This is a genomic window from Halorubrum sp. T3, assembly GCF_000296615.1.
Classification (GTDB): domain Archaea; phylum Halobacteriota; class Halobacteria; order Halobacteriales; family Haloferacaceae; genus Halorubrum; species Halorubrum ruber.
Map to the genome: position 1 here is coordinate 938,226 of NZ_JH815329.1, position 25,530 is coordinate 963,755.

The 25,530-nt window shown below is 72.3% G+C and carries 22 protein-coding genes; 14 read left to right on the forward strand and 8 right to left on the reverse strand.

The annotated features are described in order from the left end of the window. The first annotated feature begins 38 nt into the window (after positions 1-38). The 3 genes from B378_RS0106855 to B378_RS0106865 all read left to right on the forward strand — a co-directional run bounded on the left by B378_RS0106855 (position 39) and on the right by B378_RS0106865 (position 3,579). The gene (locus B378_RS0106855; protein WP_017343072.1) at positions 39-2,912 is read left to right on the forward strand and encodes a hypothetical protein; all 2,874 of its coding nucleotides are present in this window, start codon (positions 39-41) and stop codon (positions 2,910-2,912) included. A 132-nt stretch (positions 2,913-3,044) separates the two neighbouring features. Further along, positions 3,045-3,263: a hypothetical protein gene (locus B378_RS0106860; protein WP_017343073.1), complete on the forward strand. Its 219-nt coding sequence runs from the start codon at positions 3,045-3,047 to the stop codon at positions 3,261-3,263. 82 nt (positions 3,264-3,345) lie between these two features. Next, positions 3,346-3,579 (forward strand): hypothetical protein, encoded by a 234-nt coding sequence (locus B378_RS0106865; RefSeq protein WP_017343074.1) that lies wholly within the window; start codon positions 3,346-3,348, stop codon positions 3,577-3,579. A 116-nt stretch (positions 3,580-3,695) separates the two neighbouring features. Here the strand turns inward: B378_RS0106865 and B378_RS0106870 are convergent, their stop codons facing one another. Next, positions 3,696-4,667, reverse strand: coding sequence for a glycosyltransferase family 2 protein (locus B378_RS0106870; RefSeq protein ID WP_044965636.1), 972 nt, complete (start codon positions 4,665-4,667; stop codon positions 3,696-3,698). Positions 4,668-4,805: 138 nt separating this feature from the next. On the opposite strand from B378_RS0106870, the gene B378_RS0106875 reads away from it, so the two are divergent. After that, positions 4,806-6,074, forward strand: a complete 1,269-nt coding sequence (locus B378_RS0106875) for a Gfo/Idh/MocA family protein (protein ID WP_017343076.1) — start codon at positions 4,806-4,808, stop codon at positions 6,072-6,074. Between the two features lie 8 nt (positions 6,075-6,082). Continuing rightward, on the forward strand, positions 6,083-7,282 hold the full coding sequence (locus tag B378_RS0106880) for a hypothetical protein (protein ID WP_017343077.1): 1,200 nt from the start codon (positions 6,083-6,085) through the stop codon (positions 7,280-7,282). A 67-nt stretch (positions 7,283-7,349) separates the two neighbouring features. Here the strand turns inward: B378_RS0106880 and B378_RS0106885 are convergent, their stop codons facing one another. Then, entirely contained in the window at positions 7,350-9,122 is a 1,773-nt protein-coding gene (locus B378_RS0106885) for a hypothetical protein (protein WP_017343078.1), read from the reverse strand. Positions 9,123-9,534: 412 nt separating this feature from the next. On the opposite strand from B378_RS0106885, the gene B378_RS0106890 reads away from it, so the two are divergent. The 6 genes from B378_RS0106890 to wecB are packed head-to-tail and all read left to right on the forward strand — an operon-like array spanning position 9,535 to position 15,975. Beyond that, entirely contained in the window at positions 9,535-10,155 is a 621-nt protein-coding gene (locus B378_RS0106890) for an acyltransferase (RefSeq protein ID WP_017343079.1), read from the forward strand. Then, a complete protein-coding gene (locus B378_RS15815; RefSeq protein WP_017343080.1) occupies positions 10,152-11,279 on the forward strand; it encodes a DegT/DnrJ/EryC1/StrS aminotransferase family protein in 1,128 nt (375 codons plus the stop codon). Before B378_RS0106890 ends, B378_RS15815 begins: the two co-directional genes overlap by 4 nt. Next, the gene (locus tag B378_RS0106900; protein ID WP_017343081.1) at positions 11,272-12,258 is read left to right on the forward strand and encodes a Gfo/Idh/MocA family protein; all 987 of its coding nucleotides are present in this window, start codon (positions 11,272-11,274) and stop codon (positions 12,256-12,258) included. Before B378_RS15815 ends, B378_RS0106900 begins: the two co-directional genes overlap by 8 nt. Further along, positions 12,255-13,649 carry a nucleotide sugar dehydrogenase gene (locus B378_RS0106905; RefSeq protein ID WP_017343082.1) on the forward strand — a complete coding sequence of 465 codons (1,395 nt, stop codon included), beginning with the start codon at positions 12,255-12,257 and terminating at the stop codon, positions 13,647-13,649. The genes B378_RS0106900 and B378_RS0106905 overlap by 4 nt, the downstream gene beginning before the upstream one ends. Further along, positions 13,649-14,869 carry a glycosyltransferase family 2 protein gene (locus tag B378_RS0106910; RefSeq protein WP_017343083.1) on the forward strand — a complete coding sequence of 407 codons (1,221 nt, stop codon included), beginning with the start codon at positions 13,649-13,651 and terminating at the stop codon, positions 14,867-14,869. The genes B378_RS0106905 and B378_RS0106910 overlap by 1 nt, the downstream gene beginning before the upstream one ends. A 2-nt stretch (positions 14,870-14,871) precedes the next feature. Further along, on the forward strand, positions 14,872-15,975 hold the full coding sequence (gene wecB / locus B378_RS0106915) for a non-hydrolyzing UDP-N-acetylglucosamine 2-epimerase (RefSeq protein WP_155118191.1): 1,104 nt from the start codon (positions 14,872-14,874) through the stop codon (positions 15,973-15,975). A gap of 43 nt (positions 15,976-16,018) precedes the next feature. On the opposite strand, the gene B378_RS0106920 is transcribed toward wecB, so the two are convergent. Both B378_RS0106920 and B378_RS0106925 read right to left on the reverse strand, forming a co-directional pair. Next, positions 16,019-17,356, reverse strand: a complete 1,338-nt coding sequence (locus tag B378_RS0106920; RefSeq protein ID WP_017343085.1) for an antibiotic ABC transporter permease — start codon at positions 17,354-17,356, stop codon at positions 16,019-16,021. Then, on the reverse strand, positions 17,353-18,477 hold the full coding sequence (locus tag B378_RS0106925) for a DUF354 domain-containing protein (protein WP_017343086.1): 1,125 nt from the start codon (positions 18,475-18,477) through the stop codon (positions 17,353-17,355). The genes B378_RS0106920 and B378_RS0106925 overlap by 4 nt, the downstream gene beginning before the upstream one ends. A gap of 216 nt (positions 18,478-18,693) precedes the next feature. On the opposite strand from B378_RS0106925, the gene B378_RS0106930 reads away from it, so the two are divergent. Beyond that, positions 18,694-20,790: a hypothetical protein gene (locus B378_RS0106930; protein WP_017343087.1), complete on the forward strand. Its 2,097-nt coding sequence runs from the start codon at positions 18,694-18,696 to the stop codon at positions 20,788-20,790. Here B378_RS0106930 and B378_RS0106935 read toward each other — a convergent pair. Further along, a complete protein-coding gene (locus tag B378_RS0106935; protein WP_017343088.1) occupies positions 20,787-21,089 on the reverse strand; it encodes a winged helix-turn-helix domain-containing protein in 303 nt (100 codons plus the stop codon). The two genes, B378_RS0106930 and B378_RS0106935, sit on opposite strands and share 4 nt — an antisense overlap. A 304-nt stretch (positions 21,090-21,393) precedes the next feature. On the opposite strand from B378_RS0106935, the gene B378_RS0106940 reads away from it, so the two are divergent. Together B378_RS0106940 and B378_RS0106945 are read left to right on the forward strand one after the other, a co-directional pair. Beyond that, entirely contained in the window at positions 21,394-22,350 is a 957-nt protein-coding gene (locus B378_RS0106940) for a DUF1616 domain-containing protein (RefSeq protein WP_017343089.1), read from the forward strand. Positions 22,351-22,353: 3 nt separating this feature from the next. Further along, positions 22,354-22,923, forward strand: coding sequence for a metal-dependent hydrolase (locus tag B378_RS0106945; protein ID WP_017343090.1), 570 nt, complete (start codon positions 22,354-22,356; stop codon positions 22,921-22,923). 58 nt (positions 22,924-22,981) lie between these two features. Here the strand turns inward: B378_RS0106945 and B378_RS0106950 are convergent, their stop codons facing one another. The 3 genes from B378_RS0106950 to B378_RS15820 all read right to left on the reverse strand — a co-directional run bounded on the left by B378_RS0106950 (position 22,982) and on the right by B378_RS15820 (position 25,434). Then, positions 22,982-23,506: a hypothetical protein gene (locus tag B378_RS0106950; RefSeq protein WP_017343091.1), complete on the reverse strand. Its 525-nt coding sequence runs from the start codon at positions 23,504-23,506 to the stop codon at positions 22,982-22,984. 19 nt (positions 23,507-23,525) lie between these two features. Beyond that, positions 23,526-24,032 (reverse strand): NUDIX hydrolase, encoded by a 507-nt coding sequence (locus B378_RS0106955; RefSeq protein ID WP_017343092.1) that lies wholly within the window; start codon positions 24,030-24,032, stop codon positions 23,526-23,528. Between the two features lie 112 nt (positions 24,033-24,144). Then, positions 24,145-25,434 (reverse strand): glycosyltransferase family 4 protein, encoded by a 1,290-nt coding sequence (locus B378_RS15820; RefSeq protein ID WP_017343093.1) that lies wholly within the window; start codon positions 25,432-25,434, stop codon positions 24,145-24,147. Between the last annotated feature and the right edge of the window lie 96 nt (positions 25,435-25,530).

Consider the following 25,530-nt stretch of genomic DNA (forward strand, 5'->3'; position numbering starts at 1 on the left):
CGAAAACGAATATCATAGTAATCCCGGAATACCCGGCCATGTCCAAGAAACGGACACCGGACGACCGCACAGTAGGAGACGATTACGACGATCCAACCTCGGTAGGAGACGATTACGCGGGCGACGAACCGGGTGACGGCGCTCGGCTCGGCGGTGCGGAGCCTGGCGACGACGGCGACCGGGCCGGGGGCGACGAGCCGGACGGCGACGACGGTCGGCTGCTGGACCGGCGCGGCTACCTGAAGCTGGCCGGGACGGCCGCGGCGGCTGTCGCCGCCGGGTCGGCCGGCGCGACCGCGGCCGAGGGGACGACCCGCCACGGGATCGCGTTCGACCGTGTACTCGACGCGGTCGACGACCTCGGACTCGACCCCTCCGGAACCGAGCCGGTGAACGGCCGACTCGACGACGCGCTGACCGAAGGGACACTGGTGCGGTTCCCCGAGGGCGACTACCTGTTCGACGGGGAGTTCGAAGTCGACGCCGACCGCGTCGGCGTCCTCGGCGAGGGCGACGTCCGGTTCGTCCCCGAGACGGGGTACACGGGGTTCCTGTTCAACTACGACCCGGTGCCGGACGACGTGCTGATCGAAAACGTCGACGTCGACATGCGCGCCGACGGGACGACGACCGGGATCCGGCTCCGGTGTCGGAGCCGGTTCCACATCGAGGACGTGGAGTTCCTCGGCCGCGGGCTCACCGATAACTCCGGGCAGGTCAGCGCGTTCCTGCTCGGGATCACGGACGAGGACGGCCGCGGGGTCCTGCGCGACGCGGTCGCGAAGAAGGGCTCCCGGGTGGACGGGTACGCGGGCGGCAACGGTCGGATCGGCGTCTGGGTCGGCTGGACGAACAAGGGGACCGTCCGGATCGAGGGGTGCGACTTCCGCGAGTTCGGCAACAACGGCACGTACAGCTCGCGGACGCCCGGGCAGGTGGAGATCGTCGACAGCTACTTCCTCAACAACAACGCCTCGAACGTCCGGATCGGCGGCGAGGGGAGCTACGTCGAGAACTGTACGGTCGAGGTCGACTTCGAGAAGTACACCGGCCCGGAGATCGAGGACACCGGGTCCGGGTTCGGGATGCGCGGCGTCCAGGTCGAACAGGGCGTTCAGCTGGAGGGCGCCGAGTCGATCCCGGCGGGCGCGGCGGTCCGCGACTGCGAGCTCGTGGCGCGGAACGCCCCGAACGGGATCGCCCTCGTGAACGTCTCGCCGCAGGGGCGGAGCCTCTCGGTCGAGAACACCCGCATCCGCACGGACGTCGACGGAATGTGGGCGGTCCGCCGAGGGCGCCCCGGCGCGATCGACTGGCGCGAGTGGCAGGAGACGCCGCCGGAACCCCACTGGGTCCGGCTGGAGGACGTCAGCATTACCGGGTCCGCGTCCGGCCGGGAGGCGGTCCGGATCGTCGGCGCGGACGGCTCCGTCGTCCGGAACTGCTGTGTCCACCAGTCCGGGTCGAGCCGCGACGGGATCAACTTCGTCGACTCGGACGACGGCGTCGTCGAGGACTCGACCATCGACGTCACCGGGACGGAGGTCACCTTCGAGAACTCGACGGCGTCGACGTCGTCGATAACGCGGGAGGGGTCGTGTCCGCTCCCGGACCCCGAGCCGGCGTCGTCGGGGTCGACGAGCGACTCCGAGGAGACCGAAGACACCACGACCGACGAGACGGACGACACGACCGACGACGACGCACCGACCGGCCCGGACGGAGGCCTGGAGCTCGTGATCGACGGCGGCCACACGAGCGACCGGATCGCGTACGCGTTCGCGACGGACGGGACCGTCGACCCGGGCCCCCGCGCCAACGAGAACGACGAGATCGACGGCGCGAGCGTCGAGGGGCAGGTCGAGGGGGGGATCGACTCCTTCTGGGTGACCGGGGAGTTCACCGCGTTCGAGGTCGACGGGGACGCCGAGGTGCGGCTGGACGGCGATCCGGTCGACCCGGCGGAGCTCGTCGTCGAGGAGACGGAGAGCGAGACCGAGGAATCGGACGGCGAGACGGACGAGTCGAGTGACGAGACGGGCGAATCGGACGGCGAGACGGACGAGTCGAGCGACGACACCGAGGACTCTCCGTCCGCGGACGACGGGGACGCGACCGACGACGGCTCGACCGACGACGACACCACCGACGAGGCGAGCGACGCCCAGACGCTCGTCGTCGACGGGAGCGCCACGTACGACCGGATCGACTACTCGTTCACCGTGGACGGGAGCGTCGCGCCCGGCGACCGCGCCAACGAGAGCGACGAGATCGACGGATCGACCGTCACCGGCCTAGTCGAGGGCGGGATCGACTCCTACGAGGTCGCCGGCGCGTTCACCGCGTTCGAGATCGGCGCCGACGCCGAGGTCCGGCTGGACGGCGAGCCGGTCGACCCGGACGAGCTCGTCTCGACCGCGCGCCTCGTCGAGGTCGACGGGAGCCACACGAGCGACCGCCTCGCGTACACGTTCGGCACGGACGGGACCGTCGAGCCCGGCGACCGTGCGAACGAGAGCGACGCGATCGACGGGGCGACCGTCACCGGCCAGGTCGAGGGCGGGATCGACTCCTACGAGGTCACCGGCGAGTTCACCAACTTCCAGACGGACGGCGACCCGGTCGTGCGGGTCGACGGCGAGCGGGTCGACCCCGACGCGCTCGACGCCGACGCCGACGACCTCCCGCACGAGCTGGTCGTCGTCGGCGACGGCGCCGAGGCGAGCTACCTCGTCGAGACGACGGGAGCGGTCGCGAAGCGCGACGGCGGCTGGGGCGCCGAGGCGGCGGATGCCGCCGACGGCGCGGTCGCCAGCGGGACGGTCGCGGACGACCGCGACACGTTCGGCTTCTCCGGCGACGTCGTGCGGATGCGCGTCGACGGCGACGCCTCGCTCACCTTCCGGAGGTGACCCGATGGGAGCGCACCTGAACGGTCCGACGACTGACCGGCATCGGGACCGCAGCGACGCGTCGACCGACCGGCGTCGCGGCTGTACTGCCGCGGCGACCGCGACGCCACGGAGCGACCGGAGGGAAGCGCGGTGACCCGAAGCTCGCTCGAAGGCGAGTGGGAGGCGCAGCCCGACGATCCCGGGGGCGAAGACCTCGGCTACGAGCTCGACGAGTGGGAGCGGATCCGGGCGGCCGGCGTCGACTCGGAGAAGTTCCTCTACCTGCCCGGGGACGAGGAGCTGCTCCGCGAGGAGGCGTTCGTCGTGGCCGCGCCGGCGGACGTGGCGGACCTGCTCGACGAGAGGTAGGCTCGGGCGCCGGCGAGAATCTGACGCGTCGAGCCGAGTCCGGGCGAAACGGGTAAGGCCGTGACGCGCGTCCGGGAAAGAGATGGAAGAGCCAGCCGACTCGGCGAGGAAGGCCGCGGAGTACCGACACGACGACGGGTCCGTGGAGATCGTGTTCGCCGTCGAGGACGGGCGCGTCCTGACCGTCCGCGAGTACCCGGACGAGGCGGCGTTCGCGGACGCGACCGCGGCCGCCGAGTACGTCGGCCAACACGAGGGCGTCTCCGAGCTCCCGGGCGTCGAGGCGTTCCGAGCGGACGGAGCGGCAGAGGAGTAACGCGGCGGCCGGCTTCGACGACCGAACTCCGGTGGGCTGCCGTCTTCGACGACCGAATCTCGGTCGGCGGTCGGATCGCGTTTCGGTCGAGCGTTCGCTTTTTGCGGTCGAGTCCGCTACTCGGCGCCCGTCTCGGTGGGTGACGCCAGTTCGAGCAGCTGCCCGTACGCCTTCGCGAGCGACGCGATGTAGCTCACGAGGAGGAAGACGACCTGTCGCCGCGCGGAGAGGTCGTTCCAGCCGCGGACGGAGCGCCGCATGAAGCTCGGTCGCGGCGGCAGGAACGCGGCCGGGTTAAGCGCGGCGAAGAGCGGTCGCCCGTAGCGGTCGGGGTAGTACCGGCGGAGCTGCGTCTTCCCGCGACCGACCCGCCGCGACTTCCGGAGCAGCGCGCCGAGCGTCGTCCGCGTTGGGTGGTACATGGCGATGTCCGACGCGTACTCGAGGTCGCGGCCGCTCGCCGCGACGCGGTTGCCGAACTCGTAGTCCCCGCCGGACTGAAGCCGGGAGTCGAAGCCGCCGACGTCCGCGAGGAGCGACCGCCGCACGACCAGACAGCAGGTCGGCGCGAACGAGAGCTCCGCGACGAACCGCTCGACGTGGAGGTCGTTGCGCCGGTTGTACTCGGCCACGACCCCCTCGTCGCCGGGCGTGAACAGCCGGACGTCGCAGGCGAGGTAGTCGGCGTCCGTCCGCGCCATCCGCCACGCCACGGCGCCGACCCAGTCGGGGTCGACGATCATGTCGGCGTCGACGAAGGCGATCACCTCCCCCGTCGCGGCGGCGATCCCCGCGTTGCGGGCGGCGTACGAGCCCTGAACCTCGTCCTCGACGACGAGCCGGAGCCCGTCGAACGCCTCCAGGTACCCCTCGACGACGTCGCGCGTCTCGTCCGTCGACCCGTTGTCCGCGACGATCACCTCGTACCCGGACGCGGGAAACGTCTGCCTGCGCAGCGCGTCGAGCGTCGCCCGGATCCCTTCCGGGTCGTTGTACACCGGGATCACGACCGAGACGAACGGGAGATCGGCGTCGCTCGCGTCCGCGCCTGCGCGGTCGGGGGTCGGCGGATCGGATTGGGGAGCCACACCGGGAGCGTCCGCGACGACGGACATTGTTATGTGAGCCGTACCGGGGGCGTCCGCCGCCGATCCGCCGAGTTAGCACGGGGCCGCGGGGGTAGGCGGTCTATACTCTTTGGACGGCGTCGGCGTTCTCCGGGCGACATGGTCTACGACGTCGCGGTCATCGGCACGGGCCCCGACCCCGAGGATCCCGGTCGAGACGGCTACGCGATGGGGTACCGGCACGGACGCGCCTACGCGAGCAACCCGGAGTGCGAACTCGTCGCCTGCGCGGACATCGTCCCCGAGAACGGGGCGGCGTTCGCCCGGACGTTCGACCTCGGGGCGGACGCCGCCTACGAGGAGTACGAGGCGATGCTCGCCGCCGTCGAGCCCGACCTCGTGAGCGTCTGCGTCCCGCCCGGGATCCACGCCGAGATCGTCGTCGACTGCGCCGAGAGCGGGGTCGTCGACGGCGTCCACTGCGAGAAGCCGATGGCGGACACGTGGGCGGACTGCCGGGCGATGGTCCGCGCGTGCGACGACGCCGATGTCCAGCTCACGGTCAACCACCAGCGCCGGTTCGGCGCGCCGTTCCGCAAGGCGAAGCGGCTGGTCGAGAACGGCGAGGTCGGGCCGCTGCGGCGGCTGGAGTTCGCCGGCGAGACGCTGTTCGACGCCGGCATCCATCAGGTCGACCTCTGTCAGTACTTCGTCGACGAGGCCGACGTGGAGTGGGTCGCCGCGCAGGTCGACTACCGGGCGGAGAACGTCTGGTTCGGGACGCCGAACGCCACGCAGGCGCTCGTCCAGTGGCGCTACGAGGACGGGACGTTCGGGCTCGCCACGACCGGCGACTCCAGGCCCCCGGGGGCGTGTTACCTCCGGCTCGTCGGCGCCGACGGCGTCGTCGAACTCGGCGTCGACGACGGGCCGACGCTGCGCTACCGGACGGACGACGGGACGTGGACGACTGTCGATACGGACGGGGAGAACCTCCACGGCCGCGACTCTCCGGGGTACCTCGGCGCCGCGCTGGAGAAGGTCCGCAACCGGGTGCCGCTGCTCTCGACGGCGGACCGCGAGTCGCCGGTGTTCATCGAGCGCGCGGTCGCCGACGCGGTAGAGGGGTTACGGACGGGCGAAGAGCCCGAGCTCTCCGGGCGGAACGCGCTCCGCGCGACGGAGGTGGTGTTCGCCGCCTGGGAGTCGACGCGGCGCGGCGGGCGGGTCGACCTCCCGCTCGAGATCGACGACAACCCGCTCGTCGCCATGATCGACTCGGGGCGGCTCGGCCCGGATTCGGAGGACGCGGCGGTCGAACCCGCGCCTGCCGCCGCTGACGGCGGAAGGGACGCAGACGACGGCAGGGACGCGGACGACGGCAGGGACGCGGGCGACCCGAACGGGGAGTCCGCCCCCGACCGGTGACCCCGCCGATGGACCGAACCGACGCGGATCCGACGACCGGGAACGGGATCGCCGCCCGGGGCGAGCCGCTCGGCCTCGGCACGGAGGCGCGGGTCGCCGGGGTCCGCGACGGGCGGCTCTACTGGACGCGCGGGCGGACGGTCGGCGCCTGGACGCCGGGCGCTGGCCGCGTGACGCTCGGGACGCTCCCGACCCCGGAGGGCGGCGCGGACGCCGCGTTCCGGCTCCGACACGGGCGGCTCGCGAAGGGGCTCTTGCGCCCGCTCGTCGGCTCGTGGACGACGACGAACCTGTGGCCGCTGCGCGGCGACGCGCTGCTCGCGACGGTTGGGCACCGCGTGTTCCGCTCCGGCGACGACGGGCGTTCGTGGGCGCCCGTGTACCGCCTCCCCGACTCCTCCGGCCCGATGGGCGTCCTCCCGACCTCCCTCTGTCTCCACGGCGGCGACGTCTACCTCGCCGAGTACACGCTCGGCGACGACCCGGCCCGGATCCTCCGGAGCGGGGACGGCGGCCGGACGTGGGAGACGCGCGTCGAGACGACCGCGGTCCGCCACTTCCACGGCGTCTTCAGCGACCCGTACGGCGGCGACCTGTGGGCGACGTCGGGCGACGCCGACGACGAGAGCGCAGTGGGGACGATCGACGGCGACGAGTTCGTCCGCGCGGGGACCGGCAGCCAGCGGTGGCGGGCGGTCGGCCTTGCGTTCACCCCCTCGTCGGTGGTGTGGGGGATGGACTGCTCGTACGCCTCGTCCGTCGAGCTCCTCCGGCTGGACCGTGGGGGATCGGCTGACCCCGTCACGGTCGGGCGGACCGACGCCTCCGCCTACTACGCCGCGACGCTGCCGGTCGACGGCAAGCGCTGGGTCGCGGTCGCGACCGCCGCCGAGGTCGGCGCCGACAGCACCGCGCCCGAGGGCCGGGGGAACCGCAGCGGCGACGCTGCGCGGGTGCTGGTCGCCTCCTCCGCCTCGGCGTACGAGGAGTGGTACGAGCTCGCCGCCTTCCCGCGGCGCCGGCCGCTCGGCGCGCGGGTGCCGGGCGTCCCGACCGCGAGCACGTACGTGTTCCTAGCGGCGGACGAGGAGCTCGGCCTGTTCGTCAACCCGTTCAACGCGCGCGGCGACGTCGAGTCCGTGATCCGCGTCCCGTCGGAGGAAATAGCGCGGGTCGCCGACGAGACGCCCGCGATCGACGGTCGATGACCGATCCGCCGCAACTCAGCTAATTCGTGGTAACGGGCGGTCCGCGTCCGCGAGACCGCCGTGGCGCTCACTCGAACTGCTCGTCGTACCGCTCTCGGATCGTCGCCTGCTGGCTCTCCGTGAGCGCCTCGTACTCGCTGTTGAACTCCGCGCGGGCCAGCTCGTCCCACGACTCGATCCGGTCCCCGTCGCCGGACTCGAACTGCGCGTCGAAGGCGGCTTCGATCTCCTGTTGGGTCTCGACGTCGATCGACGTGAAATCGAAGTCGTCGTTCCGCTCGACGTCGAGCCCGAACTCCTGTCGCGCGATCTCCTCGCGAGTCAGCACCTCGGTGACGGCGAGCCCGTTCGCGAACGGCTGCCGCTCGTACAGTTCGTCGACCTGTTCGGCCGTCTCGCCGCTGACCTCGTCGTAGTCGAGCCCGTACTTCTCCTGAGTGATCGCGTCCTTCGAGACCGTCTCGGCCTCGTCGGAGGGGGAAGGCGACGAGTCGGAGCCGCCACCGCCCGAGTAGTAGTCGCGGACGACGACGACGCCGGTCGCGTTGGTGTCTTCGGTGTACACGCCGTAGACGTGCGTACCGAGCAGGTCGCGGTCGGTGAACCGCTCGCGGTCGTCGGCGGCGATCGCGAATTCGACCGTCGTCCGCTCACCCGGGGCGAGGGTCACGGTCCGGTTGCCCGTCACCGTCTCCGGGTCGTCGTCTCCGTCCAGATCGATGCGGTGTTCGACGGTCTCGTTCGCCGCGGCGTCACCGATGTTCGACACCCGCGCGGTGAACCCGACGTCGTCGTCCACGTCGGCCGACTCCGATCCGTCCACGTCGGCGACCTTGAGGAAGCTCTCCCGGACGCGGAGCGTCTCCGAGGCCGAGTCGTTCCCCGTCGCGACGGCGACCGAGTAGTTCCCGCGGTCGAGGCCGCCCGTCGCGGCGTCGAACGACAGCGCCGCCGTCTCGTTCCCGGCGAGCGTCACCGTCCGGTTCCAGCCGAACGCCTCGGTCGGGCCGTCGAGGCGGACCGTCTCGGTGCCCGGGACGTCGCCGACGTTCCGCAGGGTCACCGACCCCTCGAACCGGTCGCCGCGGACGGCGTCGGTCGTCATCGACGCCGCCTCGACGCGGAGGCTCGCGGGGCGGTGGACGACGAGCGTCCCCTCCCGCGCGCCGCCGGCCGCCTCGACGCGGTAGGCGTAGCGCCCGGGTTCGAGCTCCTCGGTCGGGACGGCGAACCGCACGGACGCCTCCCCTCCGGGGCGCAGCGTCGGCGACCGTGTGGCGACCGTCTCGGCGTCGTCGAACGCGCCGTCGCCGTCCCGGTCCAGCCGCAGTTCGACGGTTCGGACCCCCCGGAAGTCGCCGTCGTTGGCGACGGTCGCCGCGACAGCGCCCTCATCCCCGCGGACGACCGGGTCCGCGTCGGCCTCGGAGACGGCGAAGACGGAGGGGTCGAGCGCGACCGTCCCCGCCGCCAGCGTCCCCGTCTCGTCGTCGAGCGCGTACTCGTACTCCCCCGCGGTCAGGGCGTCCCGCGGGGCCGACAGCGTCAGCTGCCGGGTCTCCCCCGGCGCCAGCGTCACCGTCCGCTCGTCCGCGGTGAACGAGGCGTTCGCGTCGTCTTCGACGACGAGCGCGACGGTCCGCGTGACGTTCGCCGACCCGGTGTTGTTGAGCGTCGTCCGGACCTCGAAGGCGGCGTCGCCGTCGGGCGACGTCGCCGCGTCAGTCCCCTCGACGGTCAGCGACTCCCCGCCCCCGAGGTCGGCGACCGACGAGGCGCCGACGGCCCCGCCGACGACCACTAGCAGCACCAGCGCCGCGTGAACCGATGTGAGTTCCATGGCGAGGGATGCGGCGGACACCGACATTGTTACGATGGACATACCTCCGGTCTCGGGGGCGCTGAGTGCCGGTTCGCCGCGTCGCCGCCGTTTCGATCCGCCGCGATCCGGCGGCGAGTAACGCGGGCCACGTCGGGAGCCGAATTCGAGTAACGCTGGCCACACTCCGGCCGCCCCGCCCTTACTCCGTCCGTCGATCCGCGGGAGCGATCCGCTCCGAGCGCGTGGACCGCCGGCGCGGTCGCCCGCCGTACTCCGCCTCGCTCCGATTCGAACTCGCCGACTGCGGCGCCCTCGAGACCCGTCTTCGGCCGTCGCCTGGACGCCGCTACCGGCCGGGTATGGGGATCGTACCCCGGCAAGCCTCTCTATAACAATGGCCGGACCGGCCCCAGCGCCACACGAACGAACCATGCGAGACTCACAACGAAGCGCCCCGGAGTCGACGGTCGCGGACGTCAGGCTCGGCGCGGGGTCGACGGTAAGCGAGCGGGCGACGCTCGGGTACGAGTACGCCGACGACGCCGGTCCCACGGTCGTCGGCGACGACGCGACGGTGCGGTCCGGATCGGTCGTGTACGCCGACGTGCGGGCAGGCGACGGGTTCACGACCGGACACAACGCCCTCGTCAGGGAACACACCGAGCTCGGTGACGACGTGCTCGTCGGGACGAACGCGATCGTCGACGGCGAGACGACGATCGGCTCGCGCGTCAGCCTCCAGAGCGGGGTGTACGTCCCGCAGGAGACCGCGATCGGCGACGACGTGTTCGTCGGCCCGAACGCGGTGCTGACGAACGACCCGTACCCGGTCCGGCGTGATGTCGACCTCGACGGACCCAAGCTCGCCGACTCAGTCTCCGTCGGGGCCAACGCGACCGTGCTCCCCGGCGTCACCGTCGGCGAGCGGGCGTTCGTGGCCGCCGGCGCGGTCGTCACCGAGGACGTCCCGCCCGAGACGCTCGCGGCCGGCGTCCCCGCCGCGCCCCGTGACCTCCCGGAACCGCTCGACGGCTCGAACTCGATAGCATGAGCCGGGTCGCCATCGCCGACCCCGACGTCGGCGAGCGGGAGATAGAGCGGGTGCGCGAGGTGCTCACGGGCGGTCGGCTGGCCGACGGCCCCGTCGTCCGGGAGTTCGAGCGCGCCTTCGCGGACCACTGCGGCGCCGAGCGCGGCGTCGCGGTCGCCAACGGGACCGCGGCCCTCCACGCGGCGCTGGAGGGCCTCGGGATCGGCGAGGGCGACGCGGTCGTCACAACCCCGTTCTCCTTCGTCGCGAGCGCGAACGCGGTCCGACTCTGCGGCGCCGAGCCGGTGTTCGCGGACGTCGACCCCGAGACGTACACGATCGACCCGGACGCGGTCGAGGACGCGGTCGCGGCGACCGACGACGTCGCCGCGATCCTGCCGGTCCACCTGTACGGGCTGCCGGCGGACATGGGCCGGCTGAATGCGATCGCGGACGAGCACGACCTCGCGCTGATCGAGGACGCCGCGCAGGCGCACGGGGCGGCCTACGAGGGGACGTCCGTCGGCGCGCTCGGCGACGCCGGCTGCTTCTCGTTTTACCCGACGAAGAACATGACGACCGGGGAGGGCGGGATGGTCGTCACGGACGACGAGGAGGTCGCCGACCGCGCCGCCCGCTTCGTCAATCACGGGCGCGCGGACGGCGCCGAGCGCGGCTACGACCACGTCTCCGTGGGCCATAACCTCCGGATGACGAGCCTCGCGGCCGGGATCGGCGTCGAGCAGCTCCGGAAGCTCCCGGCGTACAACGCCCGCCGCCGCAAGAACGCGGTGCGGCTCTCCGCGGCGCTGGAGGACGTCCCCGAGCTGACGCTCCCGACGGAGCCGCCGGGGCGGCGCCACGTCTACCACCAGTACACGGTCCGGTGTCAGGACCGGGCCGCGCTCCGCGAGCACCTCGACGAGCGCGGGGTGGACACGGCCGTCTACTACCCGACGACCATCCCGGACCAGCCGGCGTACGACGGGTACGACCCGGCGGTTCCGACGGCGCGCCGGCTCGCCGACGAGGTCGTGTCGCTGCCGGTACACCCGGGGCTCACCGACGAGGCGGTCGACCGGGTCGCCGCCGCCGTGCGGGGCCACTACGGCCTCGCCGAGACGGAGGTGGCCGCCGATGACTGACGACGGGCCGCTCCGCGTCGGCGTCGTCGGCGTCGGGAGCATGGGCGCGCACCACGCCCGCGTGTACGCCAACACGCCTGACGCCGAGCTCGTCGGCGTCGCGGACACCGACTGGGACCGCGCGACGGAGGTCGCCGAGAAACACGGGACGCGGGCGCTCAACCGGGGGACGCTGCTCCAGGCGGTCGACGCCGTCTCGGTGGTCGTCCCGACCCGCTTCCACGCGCCCATCGTGCGCGAGGCGCTGGAGGCCGACACCCACGTCCTCGTCGAGAAGCCGTTCGTCGACGACCCCGACGAGGGCCGCGAGCTGATCGCGCTCGCCGACCGGAACGACCTCCGGCTCCAGGTCGGGCACATCGAGCGGTTCAACCCGGCCGTGCGGGCCCTCGGCGACGTGTTACCGGAGATGGAGGTGCTCGCGGTCGACGCGCGGCGGCTCGGCCCGCCGGTCGACCGCGAGAACGCGGACGGCGTGGTCGAGGACCTGATGATCCACGACCTCGACGTCGTGCTGTCGCTGTTCGACGCCGACGTCGCGGAGACGTACGCGGCCGGGGTCGACGGCGACCCTCACGTCGCGGCGACGCTCACGCTCGACAACGGCGTGTTGGGGACGCTGACGGCGAGCCGGATCACCCACCAGAAGGTCCGCGAGCTCGCCGTCACCGGCCGCGAGTGCCGGGTGACCGTGGACTACCTCACGCAGTCGGTGAAGATACACCGGCGCTCGCTCCCCGGCTACGTCGAGTCGGACGGCGACGTCCGGTACCGCTCCGAGAGCGTCGTCGAGCGGCCGCAGGTCGCCAACGGCGAGCCGCTCCGCGCGGAGCTGGAGTCGTTCGTGTCGGCGGCGAAGACGGGGTCGACCCCCGAGGTCACCGGCGAGGACGGGCTCCGAGCGATCGAGCTGGTCCGCCGGATCCGCGACGCGGTCGACGGTCCCGAGGCGACCGTCGCCGGGACGGGTGGACGATGACCGCGAATGCCCCGCCGACGGAGACCGTCGGGCTGTACGGCGCCGACGCGAGCGCGGCGCGCCAGCGGGCGGCCTTCCGCGCGGGAGAGGTCCCCGTCGCGGTGTACGGGATGGGGAAGATCGGCCTGCCGCTGTCGCTCGTGTACGCCGAGGCGACCGGCGCGGTCACCGGCGTGGATATCGACCCCGGGCGGGTCGCGGCGCTGAACGACGGGGCCAACCCCTTCGACCACGAGCCGGGGGTGTCGTCGCTGCTGTCGAACGCGGTCGCCGACGGGCGTTTCGTCGCCACGACGGACGGCGAGGCCGCGGCGTCGGCCGCGCGCGTCCACGTGATCGTCGTCCCCACCGTGATCGACGGGGACGACGACCCCGACCTCGCGGCGCTCGAGGCGGCCGCCGAGACCGTTCGCGCCGGCCTCGACCCGGGCGACGCGGTGTTCGTGGAGTCGACCGTCCCCCCGGGGACGTGCGCCGACGTTATCGGGCCGATCCTGACCGCCGGCGACCGCGAGCCGGGCGAGTTCGGCCTCGCACACACCCCGGAGCGCACCGCCAGCGGCCGCGCGCTGGAGGACATCCGCGGGTCGTATCCGAAGATCGTCGGCGGGGTCGACGCCGAGAGCGCCCGCGTCGCCGAGTTCGTCTACGACGAGCTGACCGACAACGAGGTGATCCGCACCAGCGACGCGCGGACCGCGGAGTGCGTCAAGCTGTTCGAGGGGGTCTACCGCGACGTCAACATCGCGCTCGCCAACGAGCTGGCGACGCTGACCGACGAATTCGGGGTCGACGTGGTCGAGACCATCGAGGCCGCGAACACGCAGCCGTTCTGCGACATCCTGACGCCGGGCGCCGGGGTCGGCGGCCACTGCATCCCGTACTACCCGTACTTCCTCCTCGACGGGATCGACGACCGCGCGGCGCTGATCCGGACGGCACGCGACGTCAACGAGCGGATGCCGGGGTTCGTCGTCGAAACGCTCGTCGACCAACTCGAGGCGACGGGGTCGGTCGACGGCGCGACGGTCGCGCTGTTCGGCGTGGCCTACCGCGCCGGCGTCCCGGAGACGCGGGCGTCGCCGGCGATCGACATCGCCCACCGGCTCGACCGCCTCGGGGCCACCGTCCTCGCGGTGGACCCGATCCTCGACGCGCTGCCGGAGATGCCCGGCGAACACGTCCCGCTCGACGAGATCGCGGCCCGCGACGTCGACGCCGCGGTCCTCGTCACCGCGCACAACGAGTTCGACGACTTCGACTGGACCGCGTTCGAGCGGACGGGTCCGGACGGCGAGCGGACCGGGATCCCCGTCGTGGACGGCCGGCAGGCGCTCGACCTCTCCGCGACGGCCCACGACGTCTACACCGTCGGCCGGGGGTGGGAGTGATGTACGAGGGCGCCACGGTCGCGGTCGTGATCCCCGCCTACAACGAGGCGGGGTTCGTGGGCGAGGTGATCGAGACGGTCCCCGCGTTCGTCGACCGCGTGTACGTCGTCGACGACCGTTCGACCGACGACACGTGGACGGAGATCCGCGAGACCCTCGACGGGTTCGAGGGATCGGAGCGGCCCGGCGGTCGGCTGCGGGGGATCCCCGAGGCGTCGGGGGTCAGGACCGACGGCTCCGGGCCGATAGCCGACGGCTCCGGGCCGATGCCCGACGGGACCGGGCCGATTCCCGACGGGACCGGGCCGGCCTGGCGGGACCGGATCGCCGCCCGGGACGCCCGCTCCGGGACGGCGCTCCCGGACCGGCGGATCGTCGCGCTCCGCCACCGGGAGAACACCGGCGTCGGCGGCGCGATAAAGACCGGCTACCGCAACGCCGTCGCCGACGACGCGGGCGTCGACGTCGTGGCGGTGATGAACGGGGACGGCCAGATGGACCCGTCGATCCTCGACCGGATCATCGACCCGGTTGTGAGCGGCGACGCGGACTACGCGAAGGGGAACCGGCTCTGGCACACGGAGTACCGGCGCGACATGTCCGGGTGGCGGACGTTCGGCAACGTCCTGCTCACCGGGCTCACCCGGGTCGCCAGCGGCTACTGGCGGATGACGGACCCGCAGAACGGGTACACGGCCATCTCCCGGACCGCGCTCGACCGTGTCGCCTTCGAGTCGCTGTACGACGACTACGGGTTCTGCAACCACCTGCTCGTCCGGCTCAACCGACAGGGGCTCCGGATCGCCGACGTCCCGATGCGGGCGGTGTACGGCGACGAGACCAGCCACATCCGCTACGGCTCGTTCGTCCCCGCGCTCTCGCTGCTCCTGTTGCGGAGCTACCTCGGACGGCTGTTCGCGGCGCGGGGCCGCGGGTTCGGCGACCCGACCGCAGCCGCGCAGCTGTTCGGGATCGGGTCGGTCGGCGCCGGGCTCGCCGTCGGGCTCGGGTCGCTGCTCTCGCTCGTCCCCGCGGCGGCCTCCGTCGGCGTCGCGCTCGCGCTGGTCGGGGTCGCCGCGTTCCTCGCGGGCGTCGCGGGCGAGCGGCGGCGGAACGCCGACCTGGAGGTTCGCGTCGACTCGGAAGCGCCCCCGTGGCGGGTCGACGTCGAGACCGAGGACGCCTCGCCGGGTGAGGAGACCCCGGCGGGGGAGGAGTGACCGTGCGAGTCTGCTCGGTGGTCGGCGCGCGCCCCCAGTTCGTGAAGACGTTCCCCGTCTCGCGGCGGCTGCGAGAGGCCCACGAGGAGGTGCTGATCCACACGGGGCAACACTACGACGAGGCGCTTTCCGGCGTGTTCTTCGAGGAGCTGGACATCCCCGAGCCGGACTACAACCTCGGGGTCGGCTCCGGCGACCACGCCCCGCAGACGGCGGAGATGATGCGGCTGCTCGACGAGGTGATCGCCGAGGAGGCGCCCGACGTCGTGTTGGTGTACGGCGACACGAACTCGACGCTCGCGGCCGCGCTGGTCGCGGCCAAGCGCGAGCCGGCGCTGGCGCACGTCGAGGCCGGTCTCCGGAGCGGGAAGTGGTCGATGCCGGAGGAGGTGAACCGCGTCCTCACCGACCACTGCTCGGACCTCCTCCTCACCCCCGCGGCGAACGCCGCGGAGACCCTCCGCGGGGACAACGTCCGCGGCGAGGTCGTCGTCACCGGCGACGTGATGTACGACGCCGTTCTCGCGGTCCGCGACCGCGCGCTCGACGAGTCGACGCCGCTCCCGGTGTCGGGGATCCGGCCCGACGAGTACGTGCTGGCGACGGTCCACCGCGCGGCGAACACCGACGACCCGGACCGGCTGGCCGCCATCCTGGACGGGCTCGCGGCCGTCGACGACCCCGTGGTCCTGCCGCTCCACCCGCGGACCGAGGCCGCGCTGCACGAGCACGGGCTGTACGACGACGCCGCGGAACGGCTCCGACTCGTCGACCCGGTCGGCTACGTCGCCTTCCTTCGCCTGCTGGCGGACGCGTCGAAGGTCGCAACCGACTCCGGCGGGGTCCAGAAGGAGGCGTTCTACCTCGACACGCCCTGCGTCACGCTCCGCGAGGAGACCGAGTGGGTCGAGACCGTCGAAGCGGGGTGGAACGTCCTGGTCGGCGGCGACGCCGACCGCATCGCGGCCGCGCTGACCGACCGCTCGCCGCTCCCGCCGAAGCCCGAGCTCTACGGCGGCGGCGACGCGGCCGGTCGGACCGTCGACGCACTGGAGTCGGTACTCGGCGACGGCTCGTCGGTAGCAGAACGCGCGGCCGAAAAGTGACGGCAGGAGCGAAGCGGTCGCGGTCGAACGGCCTTTTTTCTGTTCAGTCCTTCGAGCTCTCTTCGCGCCGCCGCGCGCGGAGGTACTCGCCCAGCGCGAACGCCATCCACGCCTGGCACCACCGCATCAGCGTGAACCGCTTGGTGTAGAACCGCCGCTTCTGGTAGCGGAAGCGGCCGTCGCCGGCGTACAGCTCCGAGAGCGTCCAGTCGAGGATCCGCGACGCGAACGCCGTGTCGCCCGCCGCGCTGAACAGCACGATCCCCTCCGCGGCGGCGTGGACGTCCTTCGGGTAGGCGCTCGTCTCGTCCCAGTTCGGGGCACCGGACGGCTCGAACAGCGTCTCCCGGTAGAACCGCAGGCCGCGCTCCAGCGTCTCGTCGTACCGGGTCGATCCGGTCACCTCCCGGTAACGGAGGAGCGACTCGAGGACGAACCCGTTGTGGTGGTTGTCCATCGAGAGGTGCGACGCGGACGGCGGGTCGGTGTAGTACCACCCGCCGATCGGGGCCTGCCGCTCCGCGACGTAGTCGAGGATCCGCTCCGCCCGCTCGCGGAGTTCGGGCCGCGGCCGGCGCGCGTGGAGGTCGAGGAGGAGCCGGGCGCCGATGGCGTTCGCGTTGATGACGGTCGTCTCGCCCGGCTCGGCGCTGGCGTGGTAGTCGATCCGCGCCGTCTCGCCGGTCTCCCGGTAGTTCAGGTCCTCGAACACGAACGGGAGCGCCGACTCCGCGACCGCGGCGAACCCCTCGGCCGAGCCGGCGGCGTCGAGGTCGAGCCCGTCGAATCGATCGGGTACTCGTGTGCCCTCCCCGCTCGCCTCGCTCCCGGACAGCAGCGCCCGCACGGCGTAGCCGGTCGAGACGATCCCGGGGTGTCGCGCCGGGAGCCGCTCGTCGAGCCCCTGCGTCGCGTGCTGGTGGCCGCCACAGAAGCCCGCGTACCCCCGGCTCCGGTTCTCGACGAGCCACGCGGACAGCCGGTCTGCCTCGCGGCGGTACCCCTCCGCGTCCAGTCGATTCGACTCCGGGGCTCCCTCGTCTGCGGCGCGTTCGGCGGCCGCCCGATTGGCCATGACGAACAGCGCCGTCCCCTTGAAGCTCTGCCGCTGTTCCACCAGCATCGGCCGGCGGACGTTGACCGGGAACCGCTTTATCCCCTCCTGGACCGCGATGTTCAGCCACTTGTTCTCGACCGGGAGCCACCGGCGGAACCGGCTGCTCATCCCGTCGAAGTAGTCCCAGCCCGTGTACTCCCGCTCCCTGGCGTACGCGAGCGTCGCCTCCAGCGCCCGCGCCGCCTCGTCGTCGGTGACGCGCCGGCCCTCCCCGTCGCGCTCCGGCGTCTCCAGCGGCCGCGTCGCGGCGCCGGATGCCGTCACGTCGACTCCTCCGTGACGGGCGCGCTCCGGTCCGGACCGGACTCCTCCGTGCCGGCCCGCCAGCGTTCGAGCCCGGGGACGCCCTCGGGGCCGCCCGCCTCGGCGCACGCGACGATGACCCCCGTGAGGTCGACCAGTCCGCCCACGTACTCGTTGCGGCGCCGCCGCCACTCGACGCCGATCGACTCGTCGAGCAGGACGCCGACGCCCGTGGAGAGGACCTCGTCGAAGTCGGCGGTGTTGACGACGAGCCCCTGCCGTTCGAGCTCGGTGAAGTTCCCCATGTCGCCGTCCCCGACGAAGGAGTTCGACCTGACGACCGGCGTGCCGAGCAGCGCGGCCTCGGTACAGACCGTCTGCGTGTCGGTGACGACGAGCCGCGCCGCGGAGAGGGCGTCGTGGAGCAGCGCCGGGTGGACGTCGAACTCGCGGGCCGGCAGCGCGTCGAGGTCGACCGTCCCGCCCTCGTCCGAGACGAACACCGTGGCGTGCTCCGCGAACGTCTCGACCAGCCGCCGACGCTGCTCCGGCGTGAACCCGGACTGGCCGACGTCGTGGTGGGAGCCGAACGCGTTGAACCGCAGCAGGACGAACGGCTCGTCAGCGTCGAGTCCGAGCTCGTCGCGTATCTCAGGATTCGGCTGGTACACGTCCGGGTGGAGGTACGCCGTCTCGCAGAAGCCGCGGAACTGGTAGTGGTTCTCGCCGAGGTCCTTCCGGAAGGCGTGCGGCGTGAGGAACGCAGCGGCGAACGGCCGCGAGATGGCGTGGTCGATCGAGGTCGGCTCCGAGTCGAGGACCAGCACCGCCGGTGTCCGGCTCGCCAGGCCGGCGTGGGCCGCGTAGGCGCCCACGCCGAAGATCACGTCCGGACCGAACGACCGGACGGCGGGAACAATGTTCGCGTAGTGGCGCGGGAGGTTCCGGAACACCGACCCCTTCGTCGTCCCGCACGCCCCGTACACCCGGTACGGGAGGTCGAACCGGTCTAACAGCGCGACCGTACAGCCGTAGTCTCGCCCCAGCACGAGCACGTCGTGTCCGGCGCGTTCGAGCCGGTCGACGGCGTGTCTGTACAGGTGGACGTGGGCGGGCGTGTTCGTGAAGAAGACGACTCGCATGGGGTCGTCTCCGGCCGACCGGCCGATTGTAATGGATCGCTTACCTCGCCGCCGGGCGGCGGGACCCGGGACGTGCACGCCCCCGAACCCGGTAGCCGATGTATAACAAAAGTCGCTACCGGGGTCGTTCGGGATAGTGTTCGTTCACCAGTCCGCCGGGCGCGGGGGCCGGCAGGGGACCCGCGACCCGCGGGAACGGAACCGACGTGATACGGCGTGAGAGCCCGGCCGCAACCGGACCGAGGGATAGTCGCCCCGGTCGCGCTCGCGGTCGGCTACCTCGCGCTGGCGGCGGGGATCGCCGCCGCCCGCGCGGCGCCAGCCACGGGCTACGAGGTGTCGGTGTACGCGGCGACGCCGGCGGTGACGTGGGCGGCGCTCGCGGTCGCGGGCGGCGTCTCGATCGCCGTCTGCCTCTCCGACGAGCGGTACCTCGCGCCTGCGGTGCTGCTCGCGGGGCTCGGGGCCGCGACGGTCGCCGGGCTCCCGCTGATCCGCGGCTACCACTTCTACGGCCGGGCGGACTCGCTCGTCCACCTCGGCTTCGCGCGGACGATCAGCGGCGGCGGCGATCCGCTCGACCTGCTCTACCCCGGCGGCCACCTGATCGCGACGAGCCTCACGAAGGTCGCGGGCGTGGAGATCACCCGCGCCATGATGCTCGTCATGTGGACGTACACGCTGTCGTTCTTCGCGAGCGTCGCGTGCTGCGTCTGGTTCCTCGTCCCGGACCGGCGGGCCCTGGCGGTCGGCGCGTTCTCCGCGTTCCTGCTCTTACCGATCAACAACGTGAGTACGTACCTCCACTTCCACACGTACTCGATCGGCATGCTGTTCACCCCGTTCGTGCTCTACCTCGTCTTCGCGCACCTGATCGGCGGCGACGGGCGGGAGCGAACCGTCGAGCGCCTCGCGGACGGGGCCGGCGCGGCCGGCCGCAACGCGGCGCGGTTCGGCGACACCGTCAGCGTGACCGCGGGGTCGACCCGGCCCGTCCCCACGACGTACCTCCTGCCACCGGTCGTGATCGCGCTGGTGGTGGTCCACCCCCAGATCGCGTTGAACGTGCTGTTCCTGCTCGGCGGGATGACGGTCGCGCAGCACGCGTTCCGACGGTTCCGCCCGGCCCACTCGGTCGCGGGGTACCGGCTGCTGACGGCGCAGACGGCGCTGCTGACGGTGACGTTCGCGGTCTGGATCGCGACCCACGACTGGGCGTTCGTCAGCACCGCGGAAGCGATGATCCAGTCGGTGAGCGAGTTCGTTAGGGGCGACGGGAGCGCGACGCCCCGCGTCGAGGAGCAGGGGCAGTCCGCCTCCTCGATCGGCGCGAGCCTGCCGGAGCTGTTCGTCAAGCTGTTCGGCGTCGGAGCAGTCTACTCGCTTCTGGCAGCGGCCGTCGTGTTGGGCCGTATCTCCGGGTTCCTCGGCCCGCTCGACGACCACCGGTCGATGCGGCGGGAGACCGACACCACGCGGGACGTCACCGCGCTGTTCTTCGCGGGCCTCGTGGCCCTGCTCCCGTTCCTCGCGGCCCACTTCGTGGGCTCCATCTCGACGTACCTGTTCCGGCACGTCGGCTTCCTCATGATGCTCGCCACGATATTCGGAGCGGTCGGCGTCCGGTACCTTGTGGCCGACGAGTCGCCCCTGACGGACGTCGGCGCCGCGTCGGCCGGGGCCCGGTCGACGTGGAGCCGGATCGCCGCCGCCCTCCCGGAGGCCCGGTCGGTCGTCGCGGTCGTCGCGGTCGTGTTGGTGCTGTCGCTGTCGCTGGCCACGGTGTTCCCCTCGCCGTTCGTCTACCTCTCGGGCTCGCACGTCCCAGAGGGGGAGATGGACGGCTACGAGCGGACGTTCGCGAGCCAGTCCGAGGGGTCGCCGGTGTGGTTCGGCGGCGTGCGACACTCCTCCGACCGCTACGAGGTCGCGCTGTACGGGTCGGAGTCGGCGCCGTGGGAGGGGCCGGTGACGCCGAGACCGCGGTCGAGCGGGCCGGTGCCGGCGCAGGGGATGCTCGACGGGCTACCGGCGTACTACGCAAACAGCGCCGACGAGGCGGTCAGGCGCGACCACTACTTCGCGGTCGCGGAGGCCGACCGCCAGCGCGAGGTGATCGCGTACCGGGGGCTGCGGTACCCAGAGGAGAGCTTCGAGGCCGTGGCGGCACAGCCCGACGTCGGAGTGGTCAGGGACAACGGCGAGCTCACCATCTACTTCGTCGACACCCCCGCGAACGCGTCCGCAGCGGCCGTCGACGGAAAGTTCGCGACGGCGGTCGACGGGGAACGAGCGGCGCGACCGATGGGCTAGTCCGCCAGCCCCTCGACCTCGATGCGGTTCCAGAGGCGCTTCCCCTTCTCCGTGACGCCGTAGATGCGTCCCTTCCGCTTCTCCTTTGAGACGAGCAGCTCGACAAGTGAGCGCTCCCGGAGCGAGCGCAGCGCCCGCGAGATGTGCGTGATCGGGAGCCCGGTCCGGGACGCGATCGACGAGGGGATGGACGGGCCGTCGACGAGTTCGCCCAGCACCGCGGTCCGGTACTTGGAGCTGATGATGAACCCGATCTGGTCCCAGTCGTCGGTGGCGTCTTCGTTCCGCTCGTTCTCCATCGGCCCCCCTTCCCGCCGGACGCTCATAAGGCGTGGAGATCGTTTACCGAGGCGAACGCGGCGGTCTGGTCGCCCGAATTCGGCCGGTTCGCGGCCGACGATCCGAACGCCCTCCGGCGGTAACGTCGGCTTACCGCGCCGGCGGCCGCCGGTCGGTCGCCGCGGACGGCCGAGATAGGCGCCGCATAACGATACGCCGACGCGGCGGAGGAGACGGTAAGATGAGCAATCGGCACCCCAGGTCGACCGCGTCGCGCGGCGTCGGCGCGAGACTCCGGACGGACCGTCGGCGCGGTCGAGTGCGATGAGCTCGACGGCCGACGAGCTGCTGGCGAGCCGCGACCTGTTCGCGGTCGGCGCCCTCGTCGCGGTCGCGATCGTCGTCGTCGCGGTCGGGACGACGAGCGTCGTCCGGCTCCCGTTCGCTGCGCTGCTCCTGCTAGTGCTGCCCGGCTACGTGACGGCGGCGTTCGCGTACGCCGAGCGCGAGCGGGGGCCGTGGACGTTCGCCGCGCTCGCCGAGCGGTTCGCGCTCTCGCTCGGCGGCAGCCTCGCGGTGCTCCCACTCGCGGCGCTCCTCGTCTCCCTCGTCGCTGGGGAGCTGACCCGGTGGGGGCTCGTCGCGGCAGTCTCGGCGTACGTCCTCCTCGTCGCCGGCGCGACGGTCGTCCGTCGCGCCCGTCGCTCCCCGCACAGCGGCGGTCGGTCGCGCGGGGTCGGAGCGGGCGGCGACGCGTCGGGGCCGGCCGGCTGGCTCTCCGACGGTTCGACCGCCGCGACCGTCCTCCTCGCGGTCGCCGCCCTCCTCGCGGTCGCGACGCTCGGCGCGGCGGTGACCGTCCCCGCGGACGGGGAGGCGAGGACCGACCTCCACCTGCTGACGGAGCAGGGCGGAGAGCTCGTCGCGAACGAGTACCCGGACGCGCTGACCGAGGGCGAGTCCGCGACGGTCACCGTCGGGGTGACGAACGACGAGGGCCGCTCGGTCGAGTACACGGCCGTCACGGAGCTCCAGCGGGTCGAGGTGGACGGCCGCTCCGTGGTCGTCGTGGACGAGCGGGGGATCGATCAACAATCCTTCGAGCTGGCGGACGGCGAGAGCCGGCGCGAGTCCCAGTCGTTCCGCGCGACGCTCGTCGGCGAGAACGTCCGGTTCGTGACCCACCTCTACCGGGGCGAACCGCCGGAGAACCCGACGGCCGACTCCGCGTACAGGACCGTGTACGTCTGGGTCGACGTCCGGCCCGCGGGCGGTGCGTGACCGATGTGGCCGTGGGGTCACCTCGCGGTCGGGTACGTCGCCTTCTCCGCGTTCCTGCGGCTCGGACTGGGCGAGCGGCCGAGCGACCGCGGGGTCATTGTCCTCGCGGTCGCCACGCAGCTGCCCGACCTCGTCGACAAGCCGCTCGCCTGGCAGTTCGGACTGCTGAGCAACGGGATCGGCGCTGCGCACTCCCTGCTCGTCGGCGTTCCCGCCGCGGTCGCACTCGGGCTCTTCCTCCGGTCGAAGGGGTACACGGAGTTCGGCGTCGCGGTCGCGGTCGGGCACGCGAGCCACGTCCTCGGTGACCTCCTCTTCGCCGCCCTGTTCAGTCGCCCCCCGGTCCTCCCGGCGTTCCTGTGGCCGGTCTACTCGACGCCCGCCGCGCCGGCGCCCGGGCTCGGCGCGAAGACGTGGCAGCTGTTGTTAGACAGCCGGGCGCTCCTCGGCGGCGCGACCGGTCGGTCGTACTTCCTGATCGAGGCGCTCCTGCTCTGCGGGACCGTCGCCCTGTGGTTCCTCGACGGGAAACCGGGTTGGGGGCTGTTGCGGCGACCGCGTCGGTCCGAATGACTGGGGCTCGCTCCGGGTCCGCGTCCAAGCGCCGACCCCCCGCTCCCGCCTCCCGGGGCTACATCTCTCCTTCCGTCTCGGCGTAGTGGAACGCCGCGAGCCCGGCGATCAGGAGCCACCCGACGCCGATCACGACCAGCGCGGCCCGGTCCGACGCCCCGCCGACGACCGCGACCGCCGCGTACGCCGCGGCGCTGCCCAGCGCGACGGCGAGGTAGTACCGTCCCCAGCGGCGCTCGCCGCCGGACTCGGTCGCGTCCCTGTCCAAGTACCGGTTGAGGTCGCTGCCCCGGTCGGTGAGCCTGATGTCTCCCGTGTCGCGGTCGTACTCGACGATGCCGGCCTCCTCGAGCTTCGGAATGTGCGTCTGGTACAGCGAGACGTACAGCCGCTTCCGCTGTTTGTCCGTCAGCGACTCCGGATCCGTCTCGTTCTCCCACGCCGCGACCTCCCCGGCGAGCGCTTGGAGCTTGACGCTCCCCTCGATGCCGTTCAGGTGCTGAAGGATGAACCGTCGCCGCGGGTTGCTGAGGAGGCTGAACAGCGCGTCCTGACTCAGTCCGTCTTCCCGGTGTTCTGTCATTGTGTGGTCGATGGGCCGCTCAGCGGTCTCCGTCCGCGGCCGTCATCGACCGGTCGACGAAGCGTTCGACGGGGTTGAGGGTCGCCGGCGGGAGGTCCGTCGGCGGCCGCCAGGCGTGGTCGAGGACGCGCTCTCTCGGGTTGGGCTCCGGCGCCGATCCGAGGGACGCCTCGAAGATCGCGTAGACGGTCGTCGCGGGCCGGCTCGTGTGCCGGTAGACGCAGCGACCGACCCGCTCGCCGACGCTCGCCGGACACCGTATCTCCTCCCGGAGCTCGCGGCGGAGACACGCCGCGAACGACTCCCCGGGCTCGACGCCGCCGCCGGGAAGCGTCCAGAACGTCGAGCCGTCCTCGTGGCGCTCCTCGACGAGTAGCACCCGGTCGCGGTCCGTGACGAACGCCTTGGCGCCGACCCTCAGTTCTCGCCGCTCCGCCACGGTCTCCGGCACGCTCGGCGGAGCCGACGGAGCGCTTCGCTCATCGCGTACCCGCCGGACGGAGCCGTCGGAGGAGCGGTCTCGCATACCTCCCACCGACAGGAGCCGTGTTGATTATTATACGGCTCATACCCCCCGACAGGAACGGCTTTCTCGCCGATTTCCGACGCTCGCTCCGCTCTCCGACGGCGCGCGCGCGTCAGTGATCCGGATTCCGCGCTCGCGTGTCGGCGGCCGCGTCAGCGTCTCTGTCGCCGTCGACCTCGGTCGCCCCCGAGCCGCCGTCGACCGCGTTCGCGTCCCGATTGCCGTCGAGGACCCGCGCGTACAGCGCGAGCAGCTCGTCGACCACGTCGGGCCACGCGTACGACGCCTCGATCCGCCGGCGGCTCTCCCGCCCCATGCGCTCGGTCCGGTCCGAGTCAGAGAGCAGGACCTCGAGGGCGTCGGTCAGCGCCCGCACGTCGCCGGGCGCGACGAGGGCGCCGTTCTCCTCGTCGACGATCGAGGGGATCCCGCCGACGTCGGTCGAGACGATCGCGTTCCCCCCGGCCATCGCCTCCAAGACGGCGATCGGGAGCCCCTCTGCGCTCGTCGGGAGGACGTAGACGCTCCCCTCGCCGAGGAGCTCGCGCTTCCGCTCCTCGGAGACGAAGCCGACGTACTCGACGCCGTCGTGCGCGTCGGCGACCGCCTCGGCATGCCCCGAGAGCGGCCCGCTGCCGGCGATCGTCGCGCGGAACCGGACCCCGTCGGCCCGGAGTTCACTGATCGCCTCGGTCACCTCGACGATCCCCTTCCGCTCGATGTGGTTGGAGACGAACACGAGGTGCGGCGGGTCGGCGGTCGGGTCCACCTCGTACTCGTCCGGGTCGACCGCGTTCGGGATGACGACGATGCGCTCTGGCGGGACGCGCGCCGAGAGGACGTCTCGCCACCCCTCCGAGAGGGCGACGACCGCGTCGCAGGCGTCGAACACCGCGCCCTGAAACCGCGCGGCCGGCGCCGACGCGTCCTCGACGAACGAGTCGAACGACGAGCCGTGGACGTGGAGTATCACGGGCCGTCGCCACAGCCACCGCGCGAGCAGGACGTACGGCGCCGAGAGGTAGAACGACAGCGAGTGGGACGTGTGGACGTGAACGACGTCGGGGCGCCGGCGGGCGAGGAACCCGATCCAGCCGAGCAGGACGACCGCCGCGGCCCGGAGGTACCCGACCGGTCCCTCCGGGGTGCGGACAGCGGTGTCGACGATGTCGAGGTCGACCCGGTCTTCGAGGTACCGCCGCTGCTCGGCGATGTACCGACCGATGCCCCCCGTCCCCTCGGTCCGATACCCCGCGGGGCCGACGACGAGCACCTCGGTTGACGCGTCGACGCTCGCCGCCTCGGCGCCCCGTCCGGCGGCGGCTTCTTCATTCGAGTCGTCGCCGGCGGATCCCTCTCCCCCAGCGCTCGCCTCTCCGTCTGCCTCGCCGACGGCGCTCATTTCGTCCCTCGCCGCTCGCGACGGTCGGCCGGATCGTCCGAACTTGTACTCGACCGTCCGGGCCGAGAGTAGTCGGTCATACCGATGCCTCCCCGG